The sequence below is a fragment of the Streptomyces fuscichromogenes genome (assembly GCF_014645815.1).
In the GTDB taxonomy this organism is placed as follows: Bacteria; Actinomycetota; Actinomycetes; order Streptomycetales; family Streptomycetaceae; genus Streptomyces; species Streptomyces fuscichromogenes.
The window spans coordinates 474,444-497,829 of record NZ_BMML01000007.1; the positions used below are offsets into that span (position 1 = coordinate 474,444).

Here is a 23,386-nt window from a genome sequence, read left to right on the forward strand (position 1 = left end):
AGGGCATGTCGTCGATCCGAGGGAGCGTCGGATGGCAGCGCATCGCCGTGCCTCCGGGCCGCCCGCGGAGGAGATGCTGCGGGAGTGCGCCCGTGACGTGGTGGCCGTCGCCGAAGGCATCCGCGAGGTCTCCGCACGGACCAGCTCCGTGCTGTTCGCCCCGGCGCTGACGGGTTCCGCGCGCCGCCGCCCGCGCACCGGACTCGCGGCCCGCTGGGCGCTGCTGCGGACGCTCACCAACAAGCAGGGTCTCGGCGGCTCGGCGATCGTCGCCCCCGACGGCGTCGGTCATCTGCTCGGCGCCGCGGGGGAGGCGCTGGGCCGGGAGAGCCTGGCCGCGCTGGTGGCGGTCACCTCGCTGCGGCTCCGGATCGCCGCCGTACTCCTCGACCACCCCGAGTGCGGGCACGACCCGGGGATGCGCCGGCTGACGGGCGCCGTCACCGCCGGCCACGACCCGGAGGCCGTCCGCGCCCTGCGGGCCCTCTTCAAGGACCAGGGTGCCCAGCGCTCGCTGTCCGCGCTCGCCCCGATCCTGTCCGAACTCCTCACCATCCAGGGCCTGCTGGACGAGGACCCGCTGAGCGACGAGACCGCCTGGGCGCTGGCCGCCGGCCCGGTCAGGGGCTTCGACGCCTCCCGTCTGCCGGTCCCGGACCGGGGCGAGGGCGGCGCCCAGGCCGTCGAACTGTCCGCCCGGGAAGCCGGTTCCCTCGCCACCGAGGGCTCCTTCCTCGGCTTCCTGCGCAACATCGACGCGCTCGCCGGCGACGGCCGGGTCCTCGTCCAGGACGTCCGCGGCCCCGACGGCGTGCTCCGGTACGTCGTCCAGGCCCCCGGCGCGGCCCCCGGCCGCCCCCGTGACGGCTCCCCGCAGGACTTCGCCGGGGCCTGGCGCAACCTGTTCCTGGCCGACTCGCCCTACACCCGCTCGATCCTGCTGGCGATCCGGGACCACGGCATCCCACGCGGCGCCGACCTCGCCCTGGTCGGCCACGGCGAGGGCGGCATCGCGCTGCTGAACCTCGCGCAGGACGACGAGTTCTGCCGCGCCTACCGGGTCACCCACGTGGTCGCCGTCGGCGCACAGGTCGACGACCGCCGGCCCGCCGACCCGCGCACCTGGGTCGCCGGCATCACCGACCGGCACGACATCGTCCCGGTCCCGGAGGGCCCCGGGGCCCCGCACCCCAACCGCTACCGGGTCGACTACACCGGCCCCACCCGCGAGTTCCCGCTCTGCCACCTGCTCCGCGTCTACATCGACCACCTGGAGACGGTGGTCCCCGAGGCCCGTGCCGATGTCGACCGGGCCCTCGCCCGCTACCACGGCCCGGTCGAACGCACCCGTGTCTACCGGCTCAGGGACCGCGGCCGCCCGCCCGAGGGCTACCCGTTCCTGGCCGTCCCGACCACGAGCCTGGCCACCTCGGCGGGCCCGGTCGACATGCCGGTGCGCTACTACGACTCCTCCGCCGCGCACCTGTGCTTCCCGGTCGACGCCGACGTGGCCCGCAGCCTGCTGCCCGACGTCGCCTGGCTGGTGCCCACCCGGCTCGGCCGCCGCGCCCTCGCCGTGCTCTCCCTCTACGAGCACCGCTGCACCACCATCGGCCCCTACACCGAACTCGGCCTGTCGGTGCTGGTCGACGACCTGTGGCGGCCGCACGCGTACGACCTCGCCGCGGACCTGCTGCGCCGCGCCGACCTGCGCCGCACCGGACGGTACGTGGTGGCGCTCGCCGTCGCTACCGAGGAGGCACGGGCGGTGGCCGAGGAGGTCTGGGCCCAGCCGGCCGTCCGCGGATCCGCCGACATCGACCTACAGGGGCGGGAACTGCGGCTGCACGCACCCGAGTTGGGTGTCTCGGTCGAGGGCCGTCCGGGGCCGGGCGCCCGCTGTCCCGAGGCGGACTGGGTGTTCTACGGGCGACGGGGCGAGAGCGTCGTACGCACCCTGGTCCGCGCGCACGGCAGGCCGCGGATCCATGCCCGCCCCCGGCTGCGGCTGCGCGTCGACGGCGCCCACGGGCCGCTCGCCCGGCACCTCCAGGTCCTCGAACTCGACACCGTGCGGCCCGGGTTCGTCCTGTCCAGCCCCCGGTTCGTGGCCCATAGAAGCGCCGGCGCGGTGCTGCCGCGCTAGGCGTCCCTCCGAGTTGCAGGTGAGCCCCATGGTGACCGAATCCCGTCCCGCCACCGCCACCCCCGAACTCCTCGCGTACGTGGACGATCTGAGGGTCGACGCGGACCGCATGGACGGCTATGCCCAGCGCTTGCGAGGTGCCGCCGAGACGCTGGGCCACTGCGCCGAGGCGCCGGAGTGGAGCGGTGCCACCCTGGAGCGGCAGGCGACGGCCTGTGTGACCGCGGCGGTACAACTACGGGCGGCCGCGGCCGCGTTGCTCTCGCATGCGACGGAGTGAGCGGCGGCCTCGGGGCACGCGGCGCGGCCGGGACGAGGGAGTCCCGGCCGGATCGTGTCGGTGGCGGCTCAGCCGGCCGGAGCGGTGTGGGGTTGCTCCGGGCCGGGCTTGGGGCGGGTGCGGGTCCAGGACGGGTCTGCGGCGGGATCAGGAGTGGGGGGACGGTCCATGGGTCGGCGGGCCTCCTGAGGTGTGGGGGGTGGTGAGCGGTGCGTCCGGTGCCGTCGACAGTTCGGCCCAGACGACGCGGGCCGTGGGCCGTCCCTCCGGCGCGGCGGTGACACCCCAGTCGAGACTGAGCGCGTCGACGAGGAACAGGCCGCGGCCGTTCTGCTCGTCGGGTCTGGCCCGCCGGGGCGCCGGGAGCGTGATGCTCCCGTTCTGGTCCTCGACCTCGATGCGGATCCGGTCGGCGTCGGCGTGCACCCGGCAGATGATCCGCCGGCCGGCCGAGTGCACGATCGCGTTGGTGACCAGCTCCGAGGTCACCAGGACCGCGTTGTCGACGGCCTCCTCGGACACGCCCCACGAGCCGAGCAGCTCGCCCACGCTCCGGCGGGCGTTGCCCACCGCGCGCGGGGTCGGCGCCAGGTCGAAGGCCCGGCTGTGCAGAGTGGGACGGTCCCCGGAGGCGAACCGGTCGAGGCCTTGCGGCCCAGGGAGTCGACCGAGGCGTTCGCCTCCGGGTGGTCTGGGGATGCCCGTCGCGTCCGACGGGCGGTGCGGGCCCTCGGCGGCGGCCGCCAGGACCGGCCGCGGCAGGGCGGGTACGTGGTCCTCGGGCAGTCGGTCGAGTGGCTGGGGGAGAGAGGGCGGGGCCATCGCCGTGCGCCTTTCGTCCGGCTTCGCAGCGTGGGGGTCGAGCGGTTGTGTCGGCCCCGGGCCACTCGGGGTGCAGACGACGACCCGTGCCTGGACGGCGCCGGACCGCAGCTCAGTCTCCCCCAACTGGACTGCTTCGCCTGCTCCTTGGTCGGCCGGAGCAGTAAGCCCACTCTGGCATCCGGCAACATCGCCTCGCAACCGGCAAGTTGAAAATTGCAAGAAGCGAAGTGCATGCTGCTCCCGACAAGAAGTGATCGAACGCGTCCGTGAACGATCACGAGCACGTGAGACGGTGACCCTGAAACCTGGTGTGAGGGGGTAGGGCGTGACCTCGGAGACCGACTGGGGCGGAGCCCCGTCCGTCCTGCGCATGATCCTGGGCAGACAGCTGGAGGAGATGCGGACCCGGGCCGGCCTGACCTTCGAGCAGGCCGCGGCCGCGATCGGGGTCAGCCACTCCACCATCCGCCGGATGGAGGCCGCCAAGGTGGCCCGGCTCCGGCTGGCCGACGCCGAGAAGCTCCTGCAGGTCTACGGCGTGACGGACCGCCAGGAGGTGGACACCTTCCTCCAGTCGGTGCGCGAGGCCAACAAGCGCGGCTGGTGGCACACCTACCGCGATGTGATGCCGGACTGGTTCGCCGCGTATCTGAGCCTGGAGCAGGCGGCGTTGCAGATCCGCGCCTACGAGAACCAGTTCGTGCACGGCCTGTTGCAGACCAGGGAGTACGCCGCCGCCCTGCTCGGGGCCGGCAACCCGCACGCGGCGACCGAGGCCACCGAGCGCATGGTGGCCCTGCGCATGCGCCGCCAGGAGCTGATCACCCGCCCGGCGCCGCCGCGGCTGTGGGTCGTGATGGACGAGACGGTGCTGCGCTGGCCGGTCGGCGGCGCCGGGGTGATGCGCGCCCAGATCGGCCATCTGATCGAGATCAACCGGCTGCCCAACGTCACCTTGCAGATCATGCCGTTCGCCAACGGCCCGCACCCCGCCATGCGCGCCGGTGCGTACCACCTCTTCCGGTTCCGGGCACCCGAGCTGCCCGACATCGTCTATCTCAACGGCCTGGTGGGCGCTGTCTACCTGGACAAGAGCGACGACGTCGTGGTCTATCGCGAGGCCCTGGACCGGTTGGGCGCGCAGGCAGCGCCCGCCAGAAAGACCGAGGCCCTCCTCGGTGCGATTCGCAAGGAGCTCTAGTGCACCACCTCATACGCAACGGCATTCCGTCCCGGCAACTCGGCGCGCGCGGCTGGTCCAAGCCGTGGAGCGACGACGCCGGCGGTGCCTGCGTCGAAGTGAAGAAGCTGGCCGACGGCCGGGTCGCGGTACGCCAGTCGACCGACCCCGACGGTCCGGCGCTGGTCTTCACGCCGCGTGAGATGACGAGTTTCCTGTCCGGAGTGAAGGCGGGTGACGCCGACTTCCTGATGTGATCGGTTTTCCCGTAACTTCCTTGCTATAGCTGATCGTTCAACCAACCCCCCACCTCTGACGCATCACCCGCAGTCCATCGAACACCCCGCATCCCCCTCATCTGAATGGGAGTCACGGCGTTGCCCGACAACGGATGGCCGGCCGACCGCATCGACACCGAGAACGCGCACTCCGCGCGGATCTACGACTACATCCTGGGCGGCAAGGACTACTACCCCGCCGACCAGGAGGCGGGTGACGCGATGTCCCGGGAGTGGCCCGCGCTCCCGATCCACATGCGCGCCAACCGCGACTGGATGAACCGTGCCGTGCGCTGGCTCGCCGAGGAGGCGGGCATGCGTCAGTTCCTGGACGTCGGGACCGGCATCCCCACCTCCCCGAACCTCCACGAGATCGCCCAGGCGGTGTCCCCGGACTCCCGGGTGGTCTACGTGGACAACGACCCCATCGTCCTCACCCTGTCCCAGGGCCTGCTCTCCAGCACGCCCGAGGGCAGGACGGCGTACATCGAGGCCGACTTCCGTGACCTGACGGACCTCTTCGACGCCCCCGAACTGCGCGAGACCCTCGACCTGGACAAGCCGGTCGCGCTCACGGTGATCGCCATCGTGCACTTCATGCTCGACGCGGACGACGCGGTCGGTGTCGTACGCCGCCTCCTCGAACCGCTGCCCTCCGGCAGCTACCTGGCGATGTCCATCGGCACGGCCGAGTTCGCGCCCGAGGAGGTGGGCCGGGTCGCCCGCGAGTACGCGGCCCGCAACATGCCGATGCGGCTGCGCACCATCGACGAGGCCGACGCCTTCTTCGAGGGCCTGGAACTGGTCGAGCCGGGCATCGTCCAGGTCCACAAGTGGCACCCGGACGGCACCGGCGAGCAGGGCATCCGCGACGAGGACATCGCGATGTACGGAGCGGTCGCCCGCAAGCCGTGACACCGGCTCCGTGCCGGGGCCCGGCTCACCTTCCCGGCCCCGGCACGGTCGTTGCGCGGTTACCGTTGACGGGCACCGCCACCGGGGCGGACGGCGCCACGGGTGTCGAGGTCGGGTACGAGACCTCCCCGAAGGCATCCGCCCCGCGGACGGCGGACCGGACAGTCCGGCCCGGCTCAGGCGTTCGGGTCGAACGAGATCCCGGACGGCATCGAGTACCCCAGGTTGGCGTTGAACGAGCCGTCCTTGATCTTGATGGTGGCGGAGCCGAAGTCCGCGTTCATCAGCTTGTCGCGGTAGCCCGCCGGGTAGCCGTCCCAGCCCACCAGCCGCGGGAAGAACCAGCCGCCGGTGGCGTTCTCCGGCGGGTCGTCGTTGGAGTTGGCGAACCGGAAGTCGTGGGTGGACAGGCCGTCCTTGTGGTAGACGATCTTCGGATGGGTGCCGTCGAACCGGATCGCCGAGGCGGCCGCCACCTGGTAGCTGCTGTGCTGGGACACCGAGACGTACTGCACCTGATTGTTCTGGATCCACACGATGACGTGTTCCCAGTCGTGCCGGTGCCCGATGGCCAGCGGCCCGTACGTCGCCTGGTCCTTCTCGAAGTAGCTGGCGTACATCACCGCGCACCAGCCGTTGTTGCACTTCTCGCGGGAGTAGGTGTTGGCGTTGGCCAGCTGCGCGTAGTCGTGGCAGTGGCCGTTGACGTCACCGCCGAGCGCGAGGCCGGGGTTGAGGGTGCCGTCGGCGCCGATGGCCGCGGTGGCGTAGCAGCCGTCGCCGTCGTAGTCGTAGGCCGGGGAGAACGTCTGCTCCACACCGTCGGCGTTCTGCGGCAGCAGCGTCAGGACGTCGGCGTGCGCGGTGGCGGGCAGGGCGACCACCAGCGCGAGCGCGCCGAGAGCCGCGGCAAGGGCCCTGCGCAGCGGCCGTCTGCGGGTGGGGGGTTGCGGGTCGGACATCTCGACTCCCTGTCTGTGAAAGGCGAAGCGGAGTCTGACAGTCGGCCCAGGCCGGCGAACACCCTCACGACTTAACTTTGGCCCAAAGACAATTGAACGGTCGCCTCGACTTCCGCCCCTTCAGGAGCTGTTGACCTGCTGTGAGTCGCCCGGATGCGGTTGCCGCGCGGATCCCCCCACGCCAGGCTTCTCGTCGGCTCGTCCCCCCCACCGCCCGAAAGGGAATCCCGTGAGCGACACAGACCTGCCCTCCGCCCCGCTGAACCGGCGCGGCTTTCTCGGTGCCGCCGCCGCGGCCGGACTGCTCGGCACCCTGTCCACACCGGCCGCGGCGAAGACCTCGGCCGCCACCGTGATATCCACGGAGTCCGGCCAGGTCACCGGAGTCCAGGGCGGCCTGCGCGGCGTCACCGTCTACAAGGGTGTCCCGTACGCCGACACCACCGCCGGCGCCAACCGCTGGCGCCCGCCGCAGCCGGCCCCCTCCTGGAACGGGGTGCGGGCCGCCGACTCCTGGGGCCCCGCCTGCCCGCAGCCGGTCACGGACATCCCCGCCGACCAGGTGCCCGCGTTCGGCGAGGACTGCCTGAACCTCAACATCTGGACGGCGGACTCCGGTTCGGGCGACGGCCGCCCCGTCCTCGTCTGGCTGTACGGCGGCGACCGGGCCCTGTGGGCGGGCCAGGAGATCTACAACGGCTCCCTGCTCGCCTCCAAGGGAGTGGTGGTCGTGACCCCCGACCACCGGGTCGGCCCGCTCGGCGGTCTCGCCCACCCCGAGCTGACCGCCGAGTCCGCGTACGGCGGCTCCGGCAACTGGGGGATCCAGGACGTCGTCGCGGCGCTCGAGTGGGTCCGGCGCAACATCGGCGCGTTCGGCGGTGACCCGGACCGGGTCACCCTGGGCGGCTGGGGACAGGGCGCGTCCATCGTGAACATCCTGCTCGCGTCCCGCCGCGCCAGGGGCCTCTACCACCGCGCCCTGCTCTCCTCGGGGGTCCGGTACACCAGGGACCCGGGACTCGCCCAGGGTGCCGGACGCTACCGGGACCTCGCCGACGCCGAGACCGACGGCACCGCCTTCGCCGCCCGGCTGGGCGCCGCCGACCTCGCGGGCCTGCGCGCGCTGGCCGCCGACGACCTCGTCACCCGGGCCGCCGCCGACACCGCCGCCGACTTCGGGCACGTCCTGGACGGATACGTCCTGCCCGACACCTACACCGCCGTGCTGAAGGCCTGCGCCGAGACCGACGTGCCCGTTCTGACCGGCGTCTGCAAGGACGCGAACGGCGCCTCGCCCGGCCTGAAGCTGACCCTCGACGCGTTCCAGGCCTACGCCCGCTCCGAGTTCGGCCCGCTGGGGCTGGCGGACACCTTCCTGAGCCTGTACCCGGCGGACAGCGACACGACGGCCGCCCGGCAGTTCAGCGCCTACGCCCGGGACGAGGAACGCGTCTCGGCCTTCCTGTGGGCGACCCAGTTCAAGACCACGGCCGCCAACTCCAGTGACGTGTACACCTACTTCTGGACCCGGGTCCCGCCCGGGTACGACGACACGAACCCCGTCATCGGCACCGACGCGACCGGTGCCTTCGAGGGCTCGGACGTCTACTACCTGCTCGGCTACCTCTACAACACCGGTCGCCCCTGGACCTCCAAGGACTACGACATCGCCGACACCACCGCCTCCTACGTCGCCCGGTTCGCCGCCACCGGCGACCCGAACGGCAGTTCCCTGGCCGACTGGCCCGCCCTCGCCACCGACACCCCGCAGACCATGGAACTCGGCGCGGGCTTCGGCACCCTGGCGGTGGCCGACAGCGACGCCAAGCTCGCCTTCCTGCAGACGTACCTGCAGTCGCAGACCACGGAGTTCTGAGACCCGCTAGGTCCGGGCGGAGCCGTGGCCGAGGACGCCGTGGTGGTGACGGCGGTGCACGGTGGGGGTGCGGTGCAGGGCGATCAGGGCCGCGTCGTCGCCCAGGTGGCCGCCGGCGTGGAACAGCAGATCGCGCCGGACGTGGTGGATCAGCGCCTCGGGAGACGCGTCGGTCCACTGCGCCACCCGGTTCGTCAGCGGATAGAAGCGGCGCCGGACGTCCCGCGCCTCGACGACCCCGTCGGTGTACAGCAGCAGGGTGTCGCCGGGCTCGAAGGAGAACACGTCCACCGTGTGCTCGGTGGCCGGGGTGCAGTGCACGCCCAGCGGCGGCGACGGATGCAGGCTCGGGACGGTGACCGCGTGGCCGGGGCTCAGCAGCAGCGGCGGCGGATGGCCGCAGCTGGTCATCCGGGTCACCGGGTCCAGGTCCGGGATCTCGATCAGCAGCGCGGTCGCGAACCGTTCGCCCGCCTCCTCCGGCGAGTCCCGGTCCGCCGCGTACCGGCTCACGCTCTGCTCCAGGACGACCGCCAGCTCCGGCAGGGTGATGTCCCGGTGGGCCGTCTCCCGGAAGGCCCCGAGGAGCAGCGCCGCCTCGCCGATCGCGGCCAGCCCCTTGCCCCGGACATCACCGATCAACACCCTGACCTGGCCCTCGGAGCGGGTGACCGCGTACAGGTCGCCGCCGATCTGCGCCTCGTCCTCGGCGGCCAGGTACAGCGAGGCGATCCGCAGCGGGCCGATCTGCTCGGGCAGCGGCCACATCAGCACGTGCTGCGCGGCCTCGGCGACCGAGCGGACCTGGGCCAGCTGGGCACGGCGCCGCTCCCGGACCGAGCTGTAGACCACCACGATCACCGAGAGCATCGTCAGGGTGACGATCTGCACGATGTGGTTCGCGCTGACCAGCCCGCCGTGGAACACGGCGATCACCACCTGGGCGGCCACCGCCAGCGCGCCCACCAGCGCGGTCGTACGGGGCCCGGCGAACGACGGGGTGAGCGCGGGCGCGATGACCAGGGTGGGACCCAGGTGGACGTCGGGGGGCGACCGGATGGCCGCCACCGTGATCACCACGATGAGCAGCACCGGGAGCAGCAGCAGGATGTGTGACGACTGCCACGACTGCCGCAGCCCCGCGACGTTCCACCGGCTCCCCATGCCTACCAGCGTGCGGCACCGGCCCCCGCCCGGCCACCGCGAGCGGGACCCTAGAGATCCACCGACCGCATCCCGGCCTCGTCGTAGCGCGCACCGGCCGCCCGGGGCACCTCGGCCTCGATCCGGGCCAGGTCCTCCTTGGTCAGCTCCACGTCGACCGCTTCCGCGTTCTGCTCCAGGTAGCTGCGGCGCTTGGTGCCCGGGATCGGGACGATGCCGTCGCCCTGCGCCAGCACCCAGGCGAGGGCCAGCTGCGCCGGGGTCACGTCCTTCTCCGCGGCGATCTCCCGCACCTTGGCGGCCAGCCGCAGGTTCGGCTCCAGGTTGTCGCCGGTGAAGCGGGGACCCGTGCGCCGCCAGTCGCCCGCGTCGAGGTCGTCGGGGGAGGAGAACCGGCCGGCCAGGAAGCCGCGGCCCAGCGGCGAGTACGGGACGAACCCGATGCCCAGCTCCCGGCAGGTGGGCAGCACCCCGTCCTCGGGGTCGCGCGACCACAGCGAGTACTCGCTCTGCACGGCCGTGACCGGATGGACCGCGTGGGCCCGCCGGATCGTCTCGGGACCGGCCTCGCTCAGCCCGATGTGCCGCACCTTGCCCTCGGCCACCAGCTCGGCCAGCGCGCCCACGGTCTCCTCGATCGGCACGTTCGGGTCGACGCGGTGCTGGTAGTACAGGTCGATGTAGTCGGTGCCCAGGCGCTGCAGCGAGCCGTGGACCGAGCTGCGGACGTGCGCGGCCGAGCCGTCCTGCGGGCCGATGGTGCTCATGTCGCCGGGCACGGCGTCGTCCATGCGGTAGTTGAACTTCGTGGCGATGACGTACTCGTCCCGGTGCCCCCGGATCGCCTCGCCGATGAGCGACTCGTTGGTGAGCGGCCCGTAGAGCTGCGCGGTGTCCAGGAAGGTGATCCCGAGCTCCAGCGCGCGGTGGATGGTCTGCACGCCCTCGTCCTGGTCGGTGGTGCCGTAGAAGGCGGACATGCCCATGCAGCCGAGGCCGATGGCGGAGACCGACAGATCTCGAAGATTGCGCTGTTGCATTGACTCCCAGCCTTTCCCGCTGACTTGTTCTTCTCAGGACGCTACGACTTCAAGAGCACTCGAAGTCAAACGGAGGCCGCATGCTGCTGCGCCAGCTCGAATACCTCGTCGCGCTCGCCCGGGAGCGGCACTTCGGCCGGGCGGCCGCCGCCTGCCATGTCTCGCAGCCCTCGCTGTCCGCCGCGATCCGGCGGCTCGAACACGAACTCGGCGTGCCCGTCGTGCGCCGGGGCCGCCGCTACGAGGGCCTGACCCCCGAGGGCGAGGTCGTCCTGGCGTGGGCGCACCGCATCCTCGCCGAGGGCGACGCGCTCCGCCAGGAGCTGTCGGCCCTGCGGGACGGCCTCACCGGCACCCTGCGCCTCGGCGTCGTCCCCACCGCCGTCCCCGTCGCCTCGCTGCTCACCGGCCCGTTCTGCGACCGGCATCCGCACGCCCGGGTGGCCATGGAGTCCCTGTCGTCCGCCGACATCAGGCGCGGCCTCGCCGGGTTCGAGCTCGACGCGGCCATGACCTACCTGGACGACGACGAACTGCGCCAGGTCCGCCGCTTCCCGCTCTACGAGGAGCGCTACGTGCTGCTCACCCCGGTCGACGGCGCCCTCGGCGAGGCGGTCACGGCCACCTGGTCCGAGGCCGCCGCGCTCCCGCTGTGCCTGCTCGGGCGCCGGATGCGCAACCGGCGGATCATCGACGAGTGCTTCGCCGCGGACGGCGCGGCACCCGTCCCGGCGATCGAGTCCGACAGCGTGGCCGGGCTGTACGCCCACCTCCCCGGCGGCCGCTGGTCCAGCGTGATCTCGCACGCCTGGCTGCACATGTTCGGTGTACCGGAGGGCATGCGCGTGGTCCCGCTGGAGGGCCCCGCCCACGGACCGCGGGTCGGACTCGTCGTCGCCCGCAGCGAGCCCCAGTCCGTGCTCGCCCGTGCCCTGGTGAAGGTCGCCCGGGAGGCCGGTCTCCGGGACGCCCTCGACAGCCGGCTGCACGCCGTCCTGGACGGCCGCGGCCGGTGATAGAAGCGGGCTATCACGGCATAGCAACGTTCGTTTTGACCTGCACAGTTGGCCCCGAGGATCGTGAAAGGCGCCCATCCGCAACGGAGTTGAGGAGCCGCCGCCATGGCCAAGGTGCTCTGCGTCCTGTACGACGACCCGACCGACGGATACCCGAAGAGCTACGCCCGCGACGGCATCCCCGTCATCGACCACTACCCGGGCGGCCAGACCGCCCCGCCCCCCGAGGCCGTCGACTTCACCCCCGGCCACCTGCTGGGCAGCGTCTCGGGCGAACTCGGCCTGCGCTCCTTCCTGGAGAAGGCCGGCCACACCCTCGTCGTCACCAGCGACAAGGACGGCGCGGGCTCGGTCTTCGACCGTGAACTCGTCGACGCGGACGTCGTCATCTCGCAGCCGTTCTGGCCTGCCTACCTCACCCCGGAGCGCATCGCCGCCGCGCGGAACCTCAAGCTGGCCGTCACCGCCGGCATCGGCTCCGACCACGTCGACCTCGACGCCGCGATCGCGCACGGGGTGACGGTCGCCGAGGTGACGTACTGCAACAGCATCAGCGTCGCCGAGCACGTGGTGATGATGATCCTCGGGCTGGTCCGCAACTACCTGCCCTCGCACCAGGTGGTGCTCGACGGCGGCTGGAACATCGCCGACTGCGTGAGCCGGTCCTACGACCTGGAGGGCATGCACGTCGGAACCGTCGCCGCCGGCCGGATCGGCCTCGCGGTGCTGCGCCGGCTCGCGCCCTTCGACGTCACGCTGCACTACACCGACCGCACCCGGCTGCCCGAGTCCGTCGAGCGGGAGCTGAACCTGACCTTCCACGAGAGCGCGGCGGCCATGGTCCCGCACTGCGACGTCGTCACGATCAACGCGCCCCTGCACCCGCAGACCGAGGGCCTGTTCGGCGACGAGCTGATCGGCACGATGAAGCGCGGCGCGTACCTCATCAACACCGCGCGGGCCCGGATCGCCGACCGGGACGCCGTCGACCGGTCGCTGCGCAGCGGGCAGCTGGCCGGATACGCGGGCGACGTGTGGTTCCCGCAGCCCGCCCCCGCGGACCACCCGTGGCGCACCATGCCGCACCACGGGATGACCCCGCACATCTCCGGCTCCACCCTCTCCGCACAGGCCCGTTACGCGGCCGGCACCCGCGAGATCCTGGAGTCCTGGCTCGCGGGCCGGCCGCTGCGCGACGAGTACCTGATCGTCGACGGCGGCAGGCTGGCCGGCACCGGAGCCAAGTCGTACTCCGTGAACACCCGTTAGGGGTTCAGTCGCACCGGCAGTTCGAAGAGGTCGTTCTGGGTGACCACCGGCTTGTTGCGCAGCTCGGACGCCGGTACCGCCAGGTCCAGGCCGGGGAAGCGGTCGTAGAGCGCGGGCAGCGCGACGCCCGCCTCCAGCCGGGACAGCGCCGCACCCGGGCACACGTGCGGGCCGTGCCCGAAGGAGATGTGCCGGTTCGCCGACTCCCGGGTGACGTCGAACTCCCCGGCGCTCGGCCCGTGCGCGTTCTCGTCGCGGCCGATCGCCGCGTACGACACGATCAGCGCGTCGCCCGCCGGGAGGACCTTGTCGCCGACCGGCACGTCCTCGGTCGCGAACCGGATCAGGACGTGCGAGGTCGGGGTGGACCAGCGCAGGGTCTCCTCGACCACCGCAGACCAGTCCACCTCGCCGGAGAGCACCTTGGCGCGCTGGTCGGGGTGGGTGGAGAGGTTGACCACGGCGTTGACGATCAGGGAGATCGTCGTCTCGTGGCCGGCCGCCACCATCAGCTGGAGGGTGGAGACGATCTCCGCGTCGGTGAGGTGGTCGCCGTCCTCCGAGGCCAGGATCAGCGCGCTGGTCAGGTCGTCGCCGGGCTCGGCCCGCTTGGCGGCGACCGTCGCCGCCATGATCCCCGCCAGCTCGGTGAGGGTCGCGATGACCTCGGCGGGCGGCGTCTGGGTCGAGAAGAACTTCTCGAACAGCACCTTCAGCCGGGGCAGTTCGGCCTCGTCGATGCCCATCAGGTCGGCGATGACGTACATCGGCAGCGGGTAGGCGAAGGCCGCCTTGAGGTCGACGCTCTCCTTGTCCGCCGGGAGCCCGTCGAGCAGGTCCTGGGTGAGCTTCTGGATCCGCTCCCGCATCTGCTCCACGCGGCGCGGGGTGAGCGCCTGCGCCACCAGCGTGCGCATCCTGCGGTGGTCGGCGCCGTCCACGGTCAGCATCGAACGGCCGGGGTTGGCGAGCCCGATCAGCGGCCAGTCCGGCGCGATCTCCCCGCGCTGCCAGGCCCCCCACACGTTGATGTCCTTGACCAGACGCGGGTCGGTGAGCAGCGCCTTGGCCTCGGCATGCCGGGTGACGGCCCAGACTGGCACCCCGCCGGGCAGTTCCACGGCCGCGAGCGGACCGGCGGCGCGCAGCCGCGAACTCTCGCCGTCGAGGTCGGTGACGAAGGGGTCGAGGGCGATCCGGGCTTGTTCGGTACCGGTCGTCATCGTGACGTGCCTCCCAGGGCAGGGTCGGGTAACTGCGCCATGCGGTGTGCTGCGCCTGTCTGTCGATGCGGAGGTGCAGAAAGTGCGGAGGTGCAGAAAGCACCGGGGTACCGAGGTACCGGGGTACCGATCAGAGGGCGGGTACGGGCGTGAACCTGACGGGCAGTTCGCTCAGCCCGCGCAGCCACGGCGAGGGCCGCCGGGTGAGGGACCCGGCCGGGACCGCCAGGTCGATGTCCGGGAGCCGGTCGAGGACGACCTCGATACCGGTCCGGGCGACCACCTCGGCGACCTCCTGGGCGGGGAAGGGGCAGCGGTGCTCGCCGTGGCCGAAGGAGAAGTGCGCGTTGTTGCCGCCGGTCAGCGCGGAGGCGTCGATACGCACCTGCGGATCGGAGTTGGCGCCCTGGAGGCCGAGGATCAGCAGATCACCGGCGCGGATCCGCCGGCCGCCCAGCTGGGTGTCCCGCGATGCCCAGCGGCCGGCGATGTTCTGGCTGGGGGTGTCCTCCCACAGCACCTCGTTCATCGCCTCGGCGACACTGTTGCGGCCGCCGAACAGGGAGGCCGCGAACCGGTCGTCGGTGAGCATCAGGCGCAGCGAGTTGCCGATCCAGTCGGCGGTCGGCTGGTGCCCGGCCGCCATCATGACCATCAGGTCCTGGGAGATCTCCTCGTCGGTGAACCCGCTCGTGTTCTGAAGCATCCGGGACACCACGTCATGGGCCGGGTTCGCCTTGCGGTCGGCCAGCAACTGCGCCATGGACGTGGCCAGATGCATCTGTCCGGCGATCGCCCGCTCACGCCCGTCGATCATGTCGTTGAGCGCCGTGACCAGGCCGGGGCCCTCCTCGTCGGAGAAGCCGTACAGCCGGGCCAGCACCCGCACCGGCAGCAGCATGGCGTACTGACCGATCAGGTCCGCCTCGCCGCTGGTGCACAGTCCGTCGATCAGCTCGTCCGCGAACCGCTCGGCGTGGCCGCGCAGTTCGAACGGGTCGACGGCCTCCAGCGCGTCGCTGATCATCCCGGCCCGCTCGCGGTGCCGCTCGCCGACGGTGTAGAGGATCGACGGCTGCTTGCGGCCGATCATCGGCAGCAGCGGCCAGTCGTCGGGGATCATGTCCCACTGGTTCCACAGGTCGGAGTCCCGGCTGAAGAGCACCGGGTCACCGGTCACCTGGTGCAGCTCGCGGTAGCCGACGACCAGCCAGGCGGGCACGTCCCCGTCGAGCACGATCGGGGTGACGGCGCCGTGGTCGCGCCGCATCTCGCGGTACAGACGCGCCGGTTCGGTCTGGAACCGGGGGCCGCCGAGCGGCACGGCATCGGGGGTCACACGAACTCCTGTCGGGGCAGGTCCGCCGGTGCGGACGGGCCGGCGTACCGGTTCTTGACGTGCTGGACGAGCGTGATCAGCACCTGCTTGCCGGACTCCCGGGAACGGGCGTCGCAGTCGAGCAGCGGGACGTTCGGGTCCAGGTCGAGGGCGTGCCGGACGTCCTCGGGCGTGTGCACGGGGCCGCCGAAGTGGTTGCAGGCCACGATGAACGGCGTACCGTGCTTCTCCAGCCGGTCGATGGCGTACCAGGAGTCGTCGATCCGCCGGGTGTCGACGAGCACGACCGCGCCGAGGGTGCCGGAGAACAGCCGGTCCCACAGGAACCAGAACCGCTCCTGGCCCGGCGCCCCGAACAGGTACAGCACATTGCGGGCGTCCAGGGTGATCCGGCCGAAGTCGAAGGCGACGGTGGTCGCGGACTTGCCGCGCACCTCCCGGATGTCGTCGACATCCGCGCCGGCCTGGGTCATCGTCTCCTCGGTGTTGAGGGGACGTATCTCGCTGACCGAGCGGACCAGGGTGGTCTTGCCGACGCCGAAACCGCCCACGACCACGATCTTGAAACCGTTGTCGGCGGAGGCACCCAACGGGGTGCGCGCGTCAGAGGTTGCGGAGTCCAACGAGCACCTGCTCCAGGATGTCGGGGTCGGTGATGGCGGGCCGGTGGGGATGGCGGGCGCTGACCCGGCCGGCCGCCTGTAGGTCGCCCAGCAGCACCTTGGTGATGCTCACCGGCAGTTTCAGCTCCGCGGCGATCTCCACCACCGAGGTCGGGAACTCGGCCAGGCGCAGGATCGCCGCGTGCTCCGACTGCATGCCGGGAGCCGGCGCCGACTCCGCGACGACGAGGGTGACCAGGTCGAAGGGGCTGTCGGGGCCGGAACCGGTGCGGCCGCCGGTGATGGTGTACAGGCGGTCGGGCGCGTCGTCCCTGCCGGGGCGGCTCATGACGTGCGGGGCTGCGCGGTCAGATGTTCGCCGAGCTGCTCGACCAGTTCGCTCATGTTGTGCCCGACCAGCCCGGGGTCGGCGTCCTCGGAGGTCACCACGGCCAGGTGGGCGCCCTCGCCGGCCTCCACGATGAACAGCACGCCACCGTAGAACTCGGTCATCGCCGACCGCACGCCACCGCTGCCGTCGCCGAACTCGACGGACGCCCCGTGCGACAGCGACTGGATGCCGGCGGCGATCGCGGCGAGCTGGTCTGCCTGGTCGACGGAGAGCTCCGGGGTGCGGCAGAGCTTCAGCCCGTCGCGGGAGAGCACCAGGGCGTGCCGCGCGCCGGGGGTGCGCTCCAGGAGGCCTTCGATGAGCCAGGTGAGCTTGTCGTCGGCGGTGGTCCTGCCGGTCATGAAGTGGTGTCGCCTTCCGGGTACGCGTGCGGGTGGGACGTGAGCTCTGGACCGGCCTCCGGGCGGGGCGCGGGGACCGGGTCGTGTACGGGGTCGGGAGCGTACGGGGCCGCTTCGCCGGCCGGCTCGGCCGAGGTCTCGGCCGCGTCGCCCGCGGCCGGGCGGACGGCCTGCCGGAAGCTGTTGAAGCGGGCGGCCCGGACCTGGGCGTCCGCGGCGCCGGGCGCGGGGCGCGGCTCCGCCGGCTGGGGCGCCGACCGGCGCTCGGCCTCGGCGAGGGTCCGGCCACGGCGCCGCCTGGGCAGCCCGGTGGGCCCTTCCTCGTCCTCGTCCGGCTCGGCGGACTCGTGCACGGGCGTGGGGTCCGGGGCGACCGGCACCGGCTCGGCCGGTTCCGCCTCCTGCGCGGTCGCGGGTTCGTCGGCGACCGGGCGGGTCAGCAGGTCCTGCGGGACCAGCATCAGCACCCCGGTGCCACCGCGCGCCGACGGCCGGAACGAGACCTTCAGGCCGTGCTTGCGGGCCAGCCGCCCCACCACCGCGAGCCCGAGCCGGGTACCGCTGAGGCCGCCCAGCTCGGTGCTGTCACCTGCGACCGCCCGCTCGGCACGGCGCAGCTGCACGTCGCCCATCACCAGCCCGCTGTCCTCCACGGACACGATGACCCCGGCCGGCACCTCCTCCACGTACACGTGGACCTCGGCCGTGGGGGGCGAGAAGTTGGCCGCGTTGTCCAGGAGTTCGGCCAGCGCGTGCATGACACCCTCGGCGGCGTGGCCGGCGACGGCCGTCTCGCTCACCGAGTGCACCCGCACCCGGCGGTAGCCGCTGATGCGTCCCATCGCGCCGCGCAGGATCGATTCCATGCTGATCGGACGCGCCCAGCGACGGCCGGAACGGGCCCCCGTCAGGACGGCGATGGAGTCGGCGAGTCGGCCCGCCTGGGCGGTGCGGTGGTCGAGGTGCAACAGGTCGGCCAGCACGTCCTCGTCGGTGTGCCGGTCCTCCATGGCCCGCAGGTCGGCGAGGGTGGCGGTGGCGAGGGCCTGCATCCGCCCGGACGCGTTGCCGGCGGCGGCGATCGCGGCGGCCCGCTCCCGGGAGGCGCGCTCCAGCTCGGTGGCGAGCCGGGCGTTCTCCTGCCCGTACCAGTCCAGTTCCTGGCCGCTCTCCTGGTGGATCCGCGCCCGCTCCTGCTCGAACGAGTCGGCGAACTCGCTGCGCTGCTGGGCCAGTTCGTCGATCAGCCGCTGCTGCTCCAGACGCGCTTCCTCGGTGGTGCGGGCCTGCTGCTGGAGCAGCCGCCCGATGTCCTGGCTCACCGCCTCCAGCCTGCGCCGGGCGCCGCGCGCGACCCGCGCCGCGTGTACGGCCCAGGTCACCGCCGTGCACAGCAGGAGCGCGGCAGCGCTCGCGCCGAGGGCGAGGGGGGTGCGTACCGAGGCCGGCGCGGCGGTCACCGCGGCGAAGACCGCGAGGGCCGACACCACGGCGGTCAGCGCGAAGGCCGGAAGAAGCGTTCGGAGGGAAGGTCGGTCGCCGGGATGCGTGGGCGCGGTCATCGGTCCGGTCTGGTCCTCGGAGCAGGTAGGGATGTGTGTCCGGTGAAGGAGTTGTGACGCTCGGTGCTGAACTGGGCGTCACTATAGGGGAGTCCGTGATCGAAACAGAACGGTTCCGGTCTCATTGCTGAAAACCGGCCACCGGCAAGGTGACTTGCTGTGTTGTGGCTGTGAGCGATCTTATGCAGTTCTGCGCATCCGCTCCCCACCGGCCCACCCGGTTGCTCCAGCAACAGGCCCGCCACGGTGGGGTCGTGGTACGTGACGCGAGGGAGGTCGCGCGGGTTGAGTCGTGGACGGGTGATAAATCCGACGTCGATATCCGACCATCCGTAGCTCCCGCATAGTCGCAAATGATCCAAACGTCTATACGATGACGCGTGGAACGGCCCTGGCACGGAGAACCTCTTGGGGTGCGCAGGCCGATGACGGGGGCGGTGTCGATGGGGGCGATGCCTTTCATGGAAGGCGACTTGAGCCGGGTGGCCGCGCGGGCGGTCCGCTTCGTCCGGCGCACACTGCGCGACGAATGGCACGCGATCGTGCTGGAGCCGGTACGGCAGCTGATGCGGCGCGGGCTCTCCGGGCTCCTGCTGGCGTTCGTGGCCGCGTTCGGCGTCATCTTCTTCCACGGCATCGCCCAGCACCCCTTCGGCAGGCGGCTGGTGTGGCACCTCGGCGGCGTCACCGCCGACCTCCCGCTCTGGCTCTCCCTGCTGCGCACCCCGGTGTCGCTCTACGTCCCGGCGCTCGACCTGCCGGTCTGGGCGGGCATCACCCAGCTCTTCCTCGCCTTCGCGCTCGCCGAACTCACCCTCGGCCGCGGCCGTACCCTCGCCGTCGCGTACCTCACCACCCTGGCCGGCACGATGACCGCCCGGGTGATGGTCGCGCTGGGCCCCGGCTGGTGGGGTCTCGGCCTGCCCCCGGAGGTCGGCCGCATCCTCGACACGGGGCCGTCCGCGGCCGTGGTGGGTCTCTTCACCTATCTGGCGGTGGTCCGGCGCGCCCCCGTCGTCTTCACCCTCACCGGCGGCTCGATGGTGTGGGAGTCCATCGCCGTGCCGAACCTCGCCGGCCGTGAGCACCTGATCGCCGTGGGCTCGGCGATCGTCCTCGGCCTGCTGCACGGCCACCGCCTGCCGTTCCCCGCGTTCCTCGTGGAACGCCTCGACACCACTCCGTCGCCGCCCCGGTCGGACCCGCCGCTGCCCCGACCGGGCCCGCCACGCCACCCCGTACCGTCCTTCCGGCTGCCCTGAGACACCCCGGCCCTGCCGACCTGCGCGAAACCCCATATGCCACGCGGCGTACCCGCCGAACTGCTCAACAACGTCAATGTGATGGTTTTCGCACTTCAGCGAGTTCAGGCAACCCCTAATGTGGCGGCGAGCCGGGGGGTGTCCGACGGATCGGGCCGGCGGGAGGAGACGGCGTTCCTCGGCCGGCCCAGGACGCGCGCGATGCCGACATGATCCGCCGGACACCCCCTGAGGACGGGCGCGGCTGACACCATGGTGTTCGTCGCCGGCAGGCTGAAGGGATCCAGGGATGTTCCGCAAGGTGCTGGTCGCCAACCGTGGAGAGATCGCCATCCGCGCTTTTCGCGCGGGCTATGAGCTGGGTGCGCGCACGGTCGCCGTGTTCCCGCACGAGGACCGCAACTCGCTGCACCGGCTGAAGGCCGACGAGGCCTACCAGATCGGGGAACCCGGACATCCGGTGCGGGCCTATCTGTCCGTCGAGGAGATCGTGGGCGCGGCCCGCCGGGCCGGGGCCGACGCCGTCTACCCCGGCTACGGGTTCCTCTCCGAGAACCCCGAACTCGCCCGTGCCTGTGAGGAGGCGGGCATCACCTTCGTCGGGCCGAGCGCCCAGACCCTGGAGCTGACGGGCAACAAGGCCCGCGCGGTGGCCGCCGCCCGCGCGGCCGGCGTACCGGTCCTCGGCTCCTCCCAGCCCTCCAACGACATCGACGAACTGGTCCGCGCAGCCGACGAGATCGGCTTCCCGGTGTTCGTGAAGGCCGTCGCCGGCGGTGGTGGCCGCGGCATGCGCCGGGTCGAGGAACCCGCCGCGCTGCGCGAATCGATCGAACAGGCCTCCCGTGAGGCGGCCTCCGCGTTCGGCGACCCGACGGTCTTCCTGGAGAAGGCCGTCGTCGACCCCCGCCACATCGAGGTGCAGATCCTCGCCGACGGCGAGGGCAACGTCATCCACCTCTTCGAGCGGGACTGCTCGCTGCAGCGCCGCCACCAGAAGGTCATCGAGCTCGCCCCCGCGCCCAACCTCGACCCCAAACTGCGCGACCGCATCTGCGCCGACGCCGTCCGCTTCGCCCGCGAGATCGGCTACCGCAACGCCGGCACCGTCGAGTTCCTCCTCGACCCGAACGGCAACCACGTCTTCATCGAGATGAACCCGCGCATCCAGGTCGAGCACACGGTCACCGAGGAGGTCACCGACGTCGACCTCGTCCAGGCCCAGATGCGCATCGCCTCCGGCGAGACCCTCGCCGACCTCGGGCTCTCCCAGGAGACGGTGAAGCTGCACGGCGCCGCCCTCCAGTGCCGTATCACCACCGAGGACCCCGCCAACGGCTTCCGCCCCGACACCGGCCGGATCAGCGCCTACCGCTCCCCGGGCGGCTCCGGCATCCGCCTCGACGGCGGCACCACCCACGCCGGTACGGAGATCAGCGCGCACTTCGACTCGATGCTGGTGAAGCTCACCTGCCGGGGCCGGGACTTCAAGGCCGCCATCGGCCGCGCCCGGCGTGCCGTCGCCGAGTTCCGCATCCGCGGTGTCGCCACCAACATCCCGTTCCTCCAGGCGGTCCTGGACGACCCGGACTTCCAGGCCGGCCGGATCACCACGTCGTTCATCGAGCAGCGCCCGCACCTGCTCACCGCCCGCACCTCCGCCGACCGCGGCACCAAACTGCTCACCTACCTGGCCGACGTCACCGTCAACAGGCCGCACGGCGACCGCCCCCACCTGATCGAGCCGACCACCAAGCTGCCCCCGCTGCCGGACGGCGAGCCCCCGGCCGGGTCCCGCCAGCGGCTGGTCGAACTCGGCCCGGAGGGCTTCGCCCGCCGGCTGCGCGAGTCGCCCACCATCGGCATCACCGACACCACCTTCCGCGACGCCCACCAGTCCCTGCTCGCCACCCGGGTGCGCACCAAGGACCTGCTCGCCGTCGCCCCGGTCGTCGCCCGCACCCTGCCCGAACTGCTCTCCCTGGAGTGCTGGGGCGGCGCCACCTACGACGTGGCGCTCCGCTTCCTCGCCGAGGACCCCTGGGAGCGGCTCGCCGCCCTGCGCGAGGCCGTCCCCAACATCTGCCTCCAGATGCTGCTGCGCGGCCGCAACACCGTCGGCTACACCCCGTACCCGACCGAGGTGACCGACACCTTCGTCCACGGGGCCGCCGCCACCGGCATCGACATCTTCCGCATCTTCGACGCCCTCAACGACGTCGGCCAGATGCGCCCCGCCATCCAGGCGGTACGGGAGACGGGCACCGCCGTAGCCGAGGTCGCCCTCTGCTACACCGCCGACCTCTCCAACCCCGGCGAGCGCCTCTACACCCTCGACTACTACCTGCGGCTCGCCGAGCAGATCGTCGACGCGGGCGCCCACATCCTCGCCGTCAAGGACATGGCGGGTCTGCTGCGCGCCCCGGCCGCCGCGAAGCTGGTCTCGGCCCTGCGCCGGGAGTTCGACCTCCCGGTCCACCTGCACACCCACGACACCGCGGGCGGCCAGCTCGCCACCTACCTCGCCGCGATCCAGGCGGGCGCGGACGCGGTGGACGGCGCGGTGGCCTCCATGGCCGGTACGACCTCGCAGCCCTCGCTGTCGGCGATCGTGGCCGCGACCGACTACTCGGACCGTCCCACGGGCCTCGACCTGCGGGCCGTGGAGGACCTGGAGCCGTACTGGGAGAGCGTCCGCAAGGTCTACGCGCCCTTCGAGGCCGGCCTCGCCTCGCCGACCGGCCGCGTCTACCACCACGAGATCCCCGGCGGCCAGCTCTCCAACCTGCGTACCCAGGCCGTCGCGCTGGGGCTCGGCGACCGCTTCGAGGAGATCGAGGCGATGTACGAGGCCGCCGACCGCATCCTGGGCCGGCTGGTCAAGGTCACTCCGTCCTCCAAGGTGGTCGGCGACCTCGCCCTGCACCTGGTCGGCGCCGGGGTGCGGCCGCTGGACTTCGAGGCGACCCCCGACAGGTTCGACATCCCGGACTCGGTCATCGGCTTCCTGCGCGGCGAGCTGGGCACCCCGCCCGGCGGCTGGCCCGAGCCGTTCCGCACCAAGGCCCTCCAGGGCCGCGCCGCCGCCAGGCCGGCCCCGGAGCTGACCGCCGAGGACCGCGAGGGCCTGGCCAAGGAGCCCCGCACGACGCTGAACCGGCTGCTGTTCCCGGCCCCGACCCGCGAGTTCGACAACCACCGCCAGACGTTCGGCGACACCAGTGTCCTGGACAGCAAGGACTTCTTCTACGGCCTGCGCCCGGGCAAGGAGTACTCGGTCGACCTGGAGCCCGGCGTCCGGCTGCTCATCGAGCTCCAGGCCGTCGGTGAGGCCGACGAGCGCGGCATGCGCACGGTGATGTCGAGCCTCAACGGCCAGCTGCGGCCGATCCAGATCCGGGACCGGGCGGCGGCCTCCGACATCCCGGCCACCGAGAAGGCCGACCGCACCGACCCCGGCCATGTCGCGGCCCCGTTCGCCGGCGTCGTCACCCTCGCGGTGCAGGAGGGCGCCGAGGTCGAGGCGGGTGCCACGGTGGCCACGATCGAGGCCATGAAGATGGAGGCCACCATCACGGCCCCGAAGTCCGGCCGGGTCTCCCGGCTCGCCATCAACCGCATCCAGCAGGTGGAGGGCGGCGACCTGCTGGTCGAGATCGCCTGAGGCCGGCCGGTCCCCGGGTGCGGGGGA

Annotated in this window: 20 protein-coding genes; 10 read left to right on the forward strand and 10 right to left on the reverse strand. The window is 72.1% G+C overall.

Annotation, left to right across the window (positions count from 1 at the left end):
- Positions 1-31: 31 nt before the first annotated feature.
- Together IEZ11_RS18470 and IEZ11_RS18475 are read left to right on the forward strand one after the other, a co-directional pair.
- Entirely contained in the window at positions 32-2,146 is a 2,115-nt protein-coding gene (locus tag IEZ11_RS18470; protein ID WP_189263867.1) for a hypothetical protein, read from the forward strand.
- 28 nt (positions 2,147-2,174) lie between these two features.
- Complete coding sequence (locus tag IEZ11_RS18475; protein WP_189263868.1) at positions 2,175-2,426, forward strand: hypothetical protein; 252 nt, start codon at positions 2,175-2,177, stop codon at positions 2,424-2,426.
- 147 nt (positions 2,427-2,573) lie between these two features.
- Here IEZ11_RS18475 and IEZ11_RS18480 read toward each other — a convergent pair whose 3' ends face one another.
- Positions 2,574-3,248: an ATP-binding protein gene (locus IEZ11_RS18480; protein ID WP_189263869.1), complete on the reverse strand. Its 675-nt coding sequence runs from the start codon at positions 3,246-3,248 to the stop codon at positions 2,574-2,576.
- 328 nt (positions 3,249-3,576) lie between these two features.
- Between IEZ11_RS18480 and IEZ11_RS18485 the strand changes: the two genes are divergently transcribed.
- From IEZ11_RS18485 to IEZ11_RS18495, 3 genes are all read left to right on the forward strand, one after another.
- Positions 3,577-4,452 carry a Sco1979 family transcriptional regulator gene (locus IEZ11_RS18485; RefSeq protein ID WP_189263870.1) on the forward strand — a complete coding sequence of 292 codons (876 nt, stop codon included), beginning with the start codon at positions 3,577-3,579 and terminating at the stop codon, positions 4,450-4,452.
- Positions 4,452-4,688, forward strand: coding sequence for a DUF397 domain-containing protein (locus IEZ11_RS18490; RefSeq protein ID WP_189263871.1), 237 nt, complete (start codon positions 4,452-4,454; stop codon positions 4,686-4,688). The genes IEZ11_RS18485 and IEZ11_RS18490 overlap by 1 nt, the downstream gene beginning before the upstream one ends.
- Before the next feature lie 120 nt (positions 4,689-4,808).
- Positions 4,809-5,624, forward strand: a complete 816-nt coding sequence (locus IEZ11_RS18495; protein ID WP_189263872.1) for an SAM-dependent methyltransferase — start codon at positions 4,809-4,811, stop codon at positions 5,622-5,624.
- 176 nt (positions 5,625-5,800) lie between these two features.
- Here the strand turns inward: IEZ11_RS18495 and IEZ11_RS18500 are convergent, their stop codons facing one another.
- Complete coding sequence (locus tag IEZ11_RS18500; RefSeq protein WP_189263873.1) at positions 5,801-6,586, reverse strand: NPP1 family protein; 786 nt, start codon at positions 6,584-6,586, stop codon at positions 5,801-5,803.
- A gap of 229 nt (positions 6,587-6,815) precedes the next feature.
- Between IEZ11_RS18500 and IEZ11_RS18505 the strand changes: the two genes are divergently transcribed.
- Positions 6,816-8,465, forward strand: coding sequence for a carboxylesterase/lipase family protein (locus tag IEZ11_RS18505; RefSeq protein WP_229713126.1), 1,650 nt, complete (start codon positions 6,816-6,818; stop codon positions 8,463-8,465).
- A gap of 6 nt (positions 8,466-8,471) precedes the next feature.
- Here the strand turns inward: IEZ11_RS18505 and IEZ11_RS18510 are convergent, their stop codons facing one another.
- Together IEZ11_RS18510 and IEZ11_RS18515 are read right to left on the reverse strand one after the other, a co-directional pair.
- Complete coding sequence (locus IEZ11_RS18510) at positions 8,472-9,629, reverse strand: PP2C family protein-serine/threonine phosphatase (protein WP_189263874.1); 1,158 nt, start codon at positions 9,627-9,629, stop codon at positions 8,472-8,474.
- Between the two features lie 50 nt (positions 9,630-9,679).
- Complete coding sequence (locus tag IEZ11_RS18515) at positions 9,680-10,669, reverse strand: aldo/keto reductase (protein WP_189263875.1); 990 nt, start codon at positions 10,667-10,669, stop codon at positions 9,680-9,682.
- Positions 10,670-10,749: 80 nt separating this feature from the next.
- On the opposite strand from IEZ11_RS18515, the gene IEZ11_RS18520 reads away from it, so the two are divergent.
- The gene (locus IEZ11_RS18520; RefSeq protein WP_189263876.1) at positions 10,750-11,685 is read left to right on the forward strand and encodes a LysR family transcriptional regulator; all 936 of its coding nucleotides are present in this window, start codon (positions 10,750-10,752) and stop codon (positions 11,683-11,685) included.
- 105 nt (positions 11,686-11,790) lie between these two features.
- The gene (locus tag IEZ11_RS18525; RefSeq protein WP_189263877.1) at positions 11,791-12,954 is read left to right on the forward strand and encodes an NAD-dependent formate dehydrogenase; all 1,164 of its coding nucleotides are present in this window, start codon (positions 11,791-11,793) and stop codon (positions 12,952-12,954) included.
- Here the strand turns inward: IEZ11_RS18525 and IEZ11_RS18530 are convergent.
- The 6 genes from IEZ11_RS18530 to IEZ11_RS18555 all read right to left on the reverse strand — a co-directional run bounded on the left by IEZ11_RS18530 (position 12,951) and on the right by IEZ11_RS18555 (position 18,433).
- Positions 12,951-14,177, reverse strand: a complete 1,227-nt coding sequence (locus tag IEZ11_RS18530; RefSeq protein ID WP_189263878.1) for a cytochrome P450 family protein — start codon at positions 14,175-14,177, stop codon at positions 12,951-12,953. The genes IEZ11_RS18525 and IEZ11_RS18530 overlap by 4 nt on opposite strands.
- A 130-nt stretch (positions 14,178-14,307) precedes the next feature.
- Positions 14,308-15,516, reverse strand: a complete 1,209-nt coding sequence (locus tag IEZ11_RS18535) for a cytochrome P450 (protein ID WP_189263879.1) — start codon at positions 15,514-15,516, stop codon at positions 14,308-14,310.
- Positions 15,513-16,139 carry a GTP-binding protein gene (locus IEZ11_RS18540; protein WP_373294931.1) on the reverse strand — a complete coding sequence of 209 codons (627 nt, stop codon included), beginning with the start codon at positions 16,137-16,139 and terminating at the stop codon, positions 15,513-15,515. The genes IEZ11_RS18535 and IEZ11_RS18540 overlap by 4 nt, the downstream gene beginning before the upstream one ends.
- The gene (locus IEZ11_RS18545) at positions 16,120-16,467 is read right to left on the reverse strand and encodes a DUF742 domain-containing protein (RefSeq protein WP_189263880.1); all 348 of its coding nucleotides are present in this window, start codon (positions 16,465-16,467) and stop codon (positions 16,120-16,122) included. The genes IEZ11_RS18540 and IEZ11_RS18545 overlap by 20 nt, the downstream gene beginning before the upstream one ends.
- Complete coding sequence (locus IEZ11_RS18550) at positions 16,464-16,871, reverse strand: roadblock/LC7 domain-containing protein (protein WP_123979438.1); 408 nt, start codon at positions 16,869-16,871, stop codon at positions 16,464-16,466. Before IEZ11_RS18550 ends, IEZ11_RS18545 begins: the two co-directional genes overlap by 4 nt.
- Positions 16,868-18,433: an ATP-binding protein gene (locus IEZ11_RS18555; protein WP_189263881.1), complete on the reverse strand. Its 1,566-nt coding sequence runs from the start codon at positions 18,431-18,433 to the stop codon at positions 16,868-16,870. Before IEZ11_RS18555 ends, IEZ11_RS18550 begins: the two co-directional genes overlap by 4 nt.
- Positions 18,434-18,894: 461 nt before the next feature.
- Between IEZ11_RS18555 and IEZ11_RS18560 the strand changes: the two genes are divergently transcribed.
- Together IEZ11_RS18560 and IEZ11_RS18565 are read left to right on the forward strand one after the other, a co-directional pair.
- Complete coding sequence (locus IEZ11_RS18560; RefSeq protein WP_229713128.1) at positions 18,895-19,695, forward strand: hypothetical protein; 801 nt, start codon at positions 18,895-18,897, stop codon at positions 19,693-19,695.
- 289 nt (positions 19,696-19,984) lie between these two features.
- Positions 19,985-23,359 carry a pyruvate carboxylase gene (locus IEZ11_RS18565; RefSeq protein WP_189263882.1) on the forward strand — a complete coding sequence of 1,125 codons (3,375 nt, stop codon included), beginning with the start codon at positions 19,985-19,987 and terminating at the stop codon, positions 23,357-23,359.
- Positions 23,360-23,386: the final 27 nt, after the last annotated feature.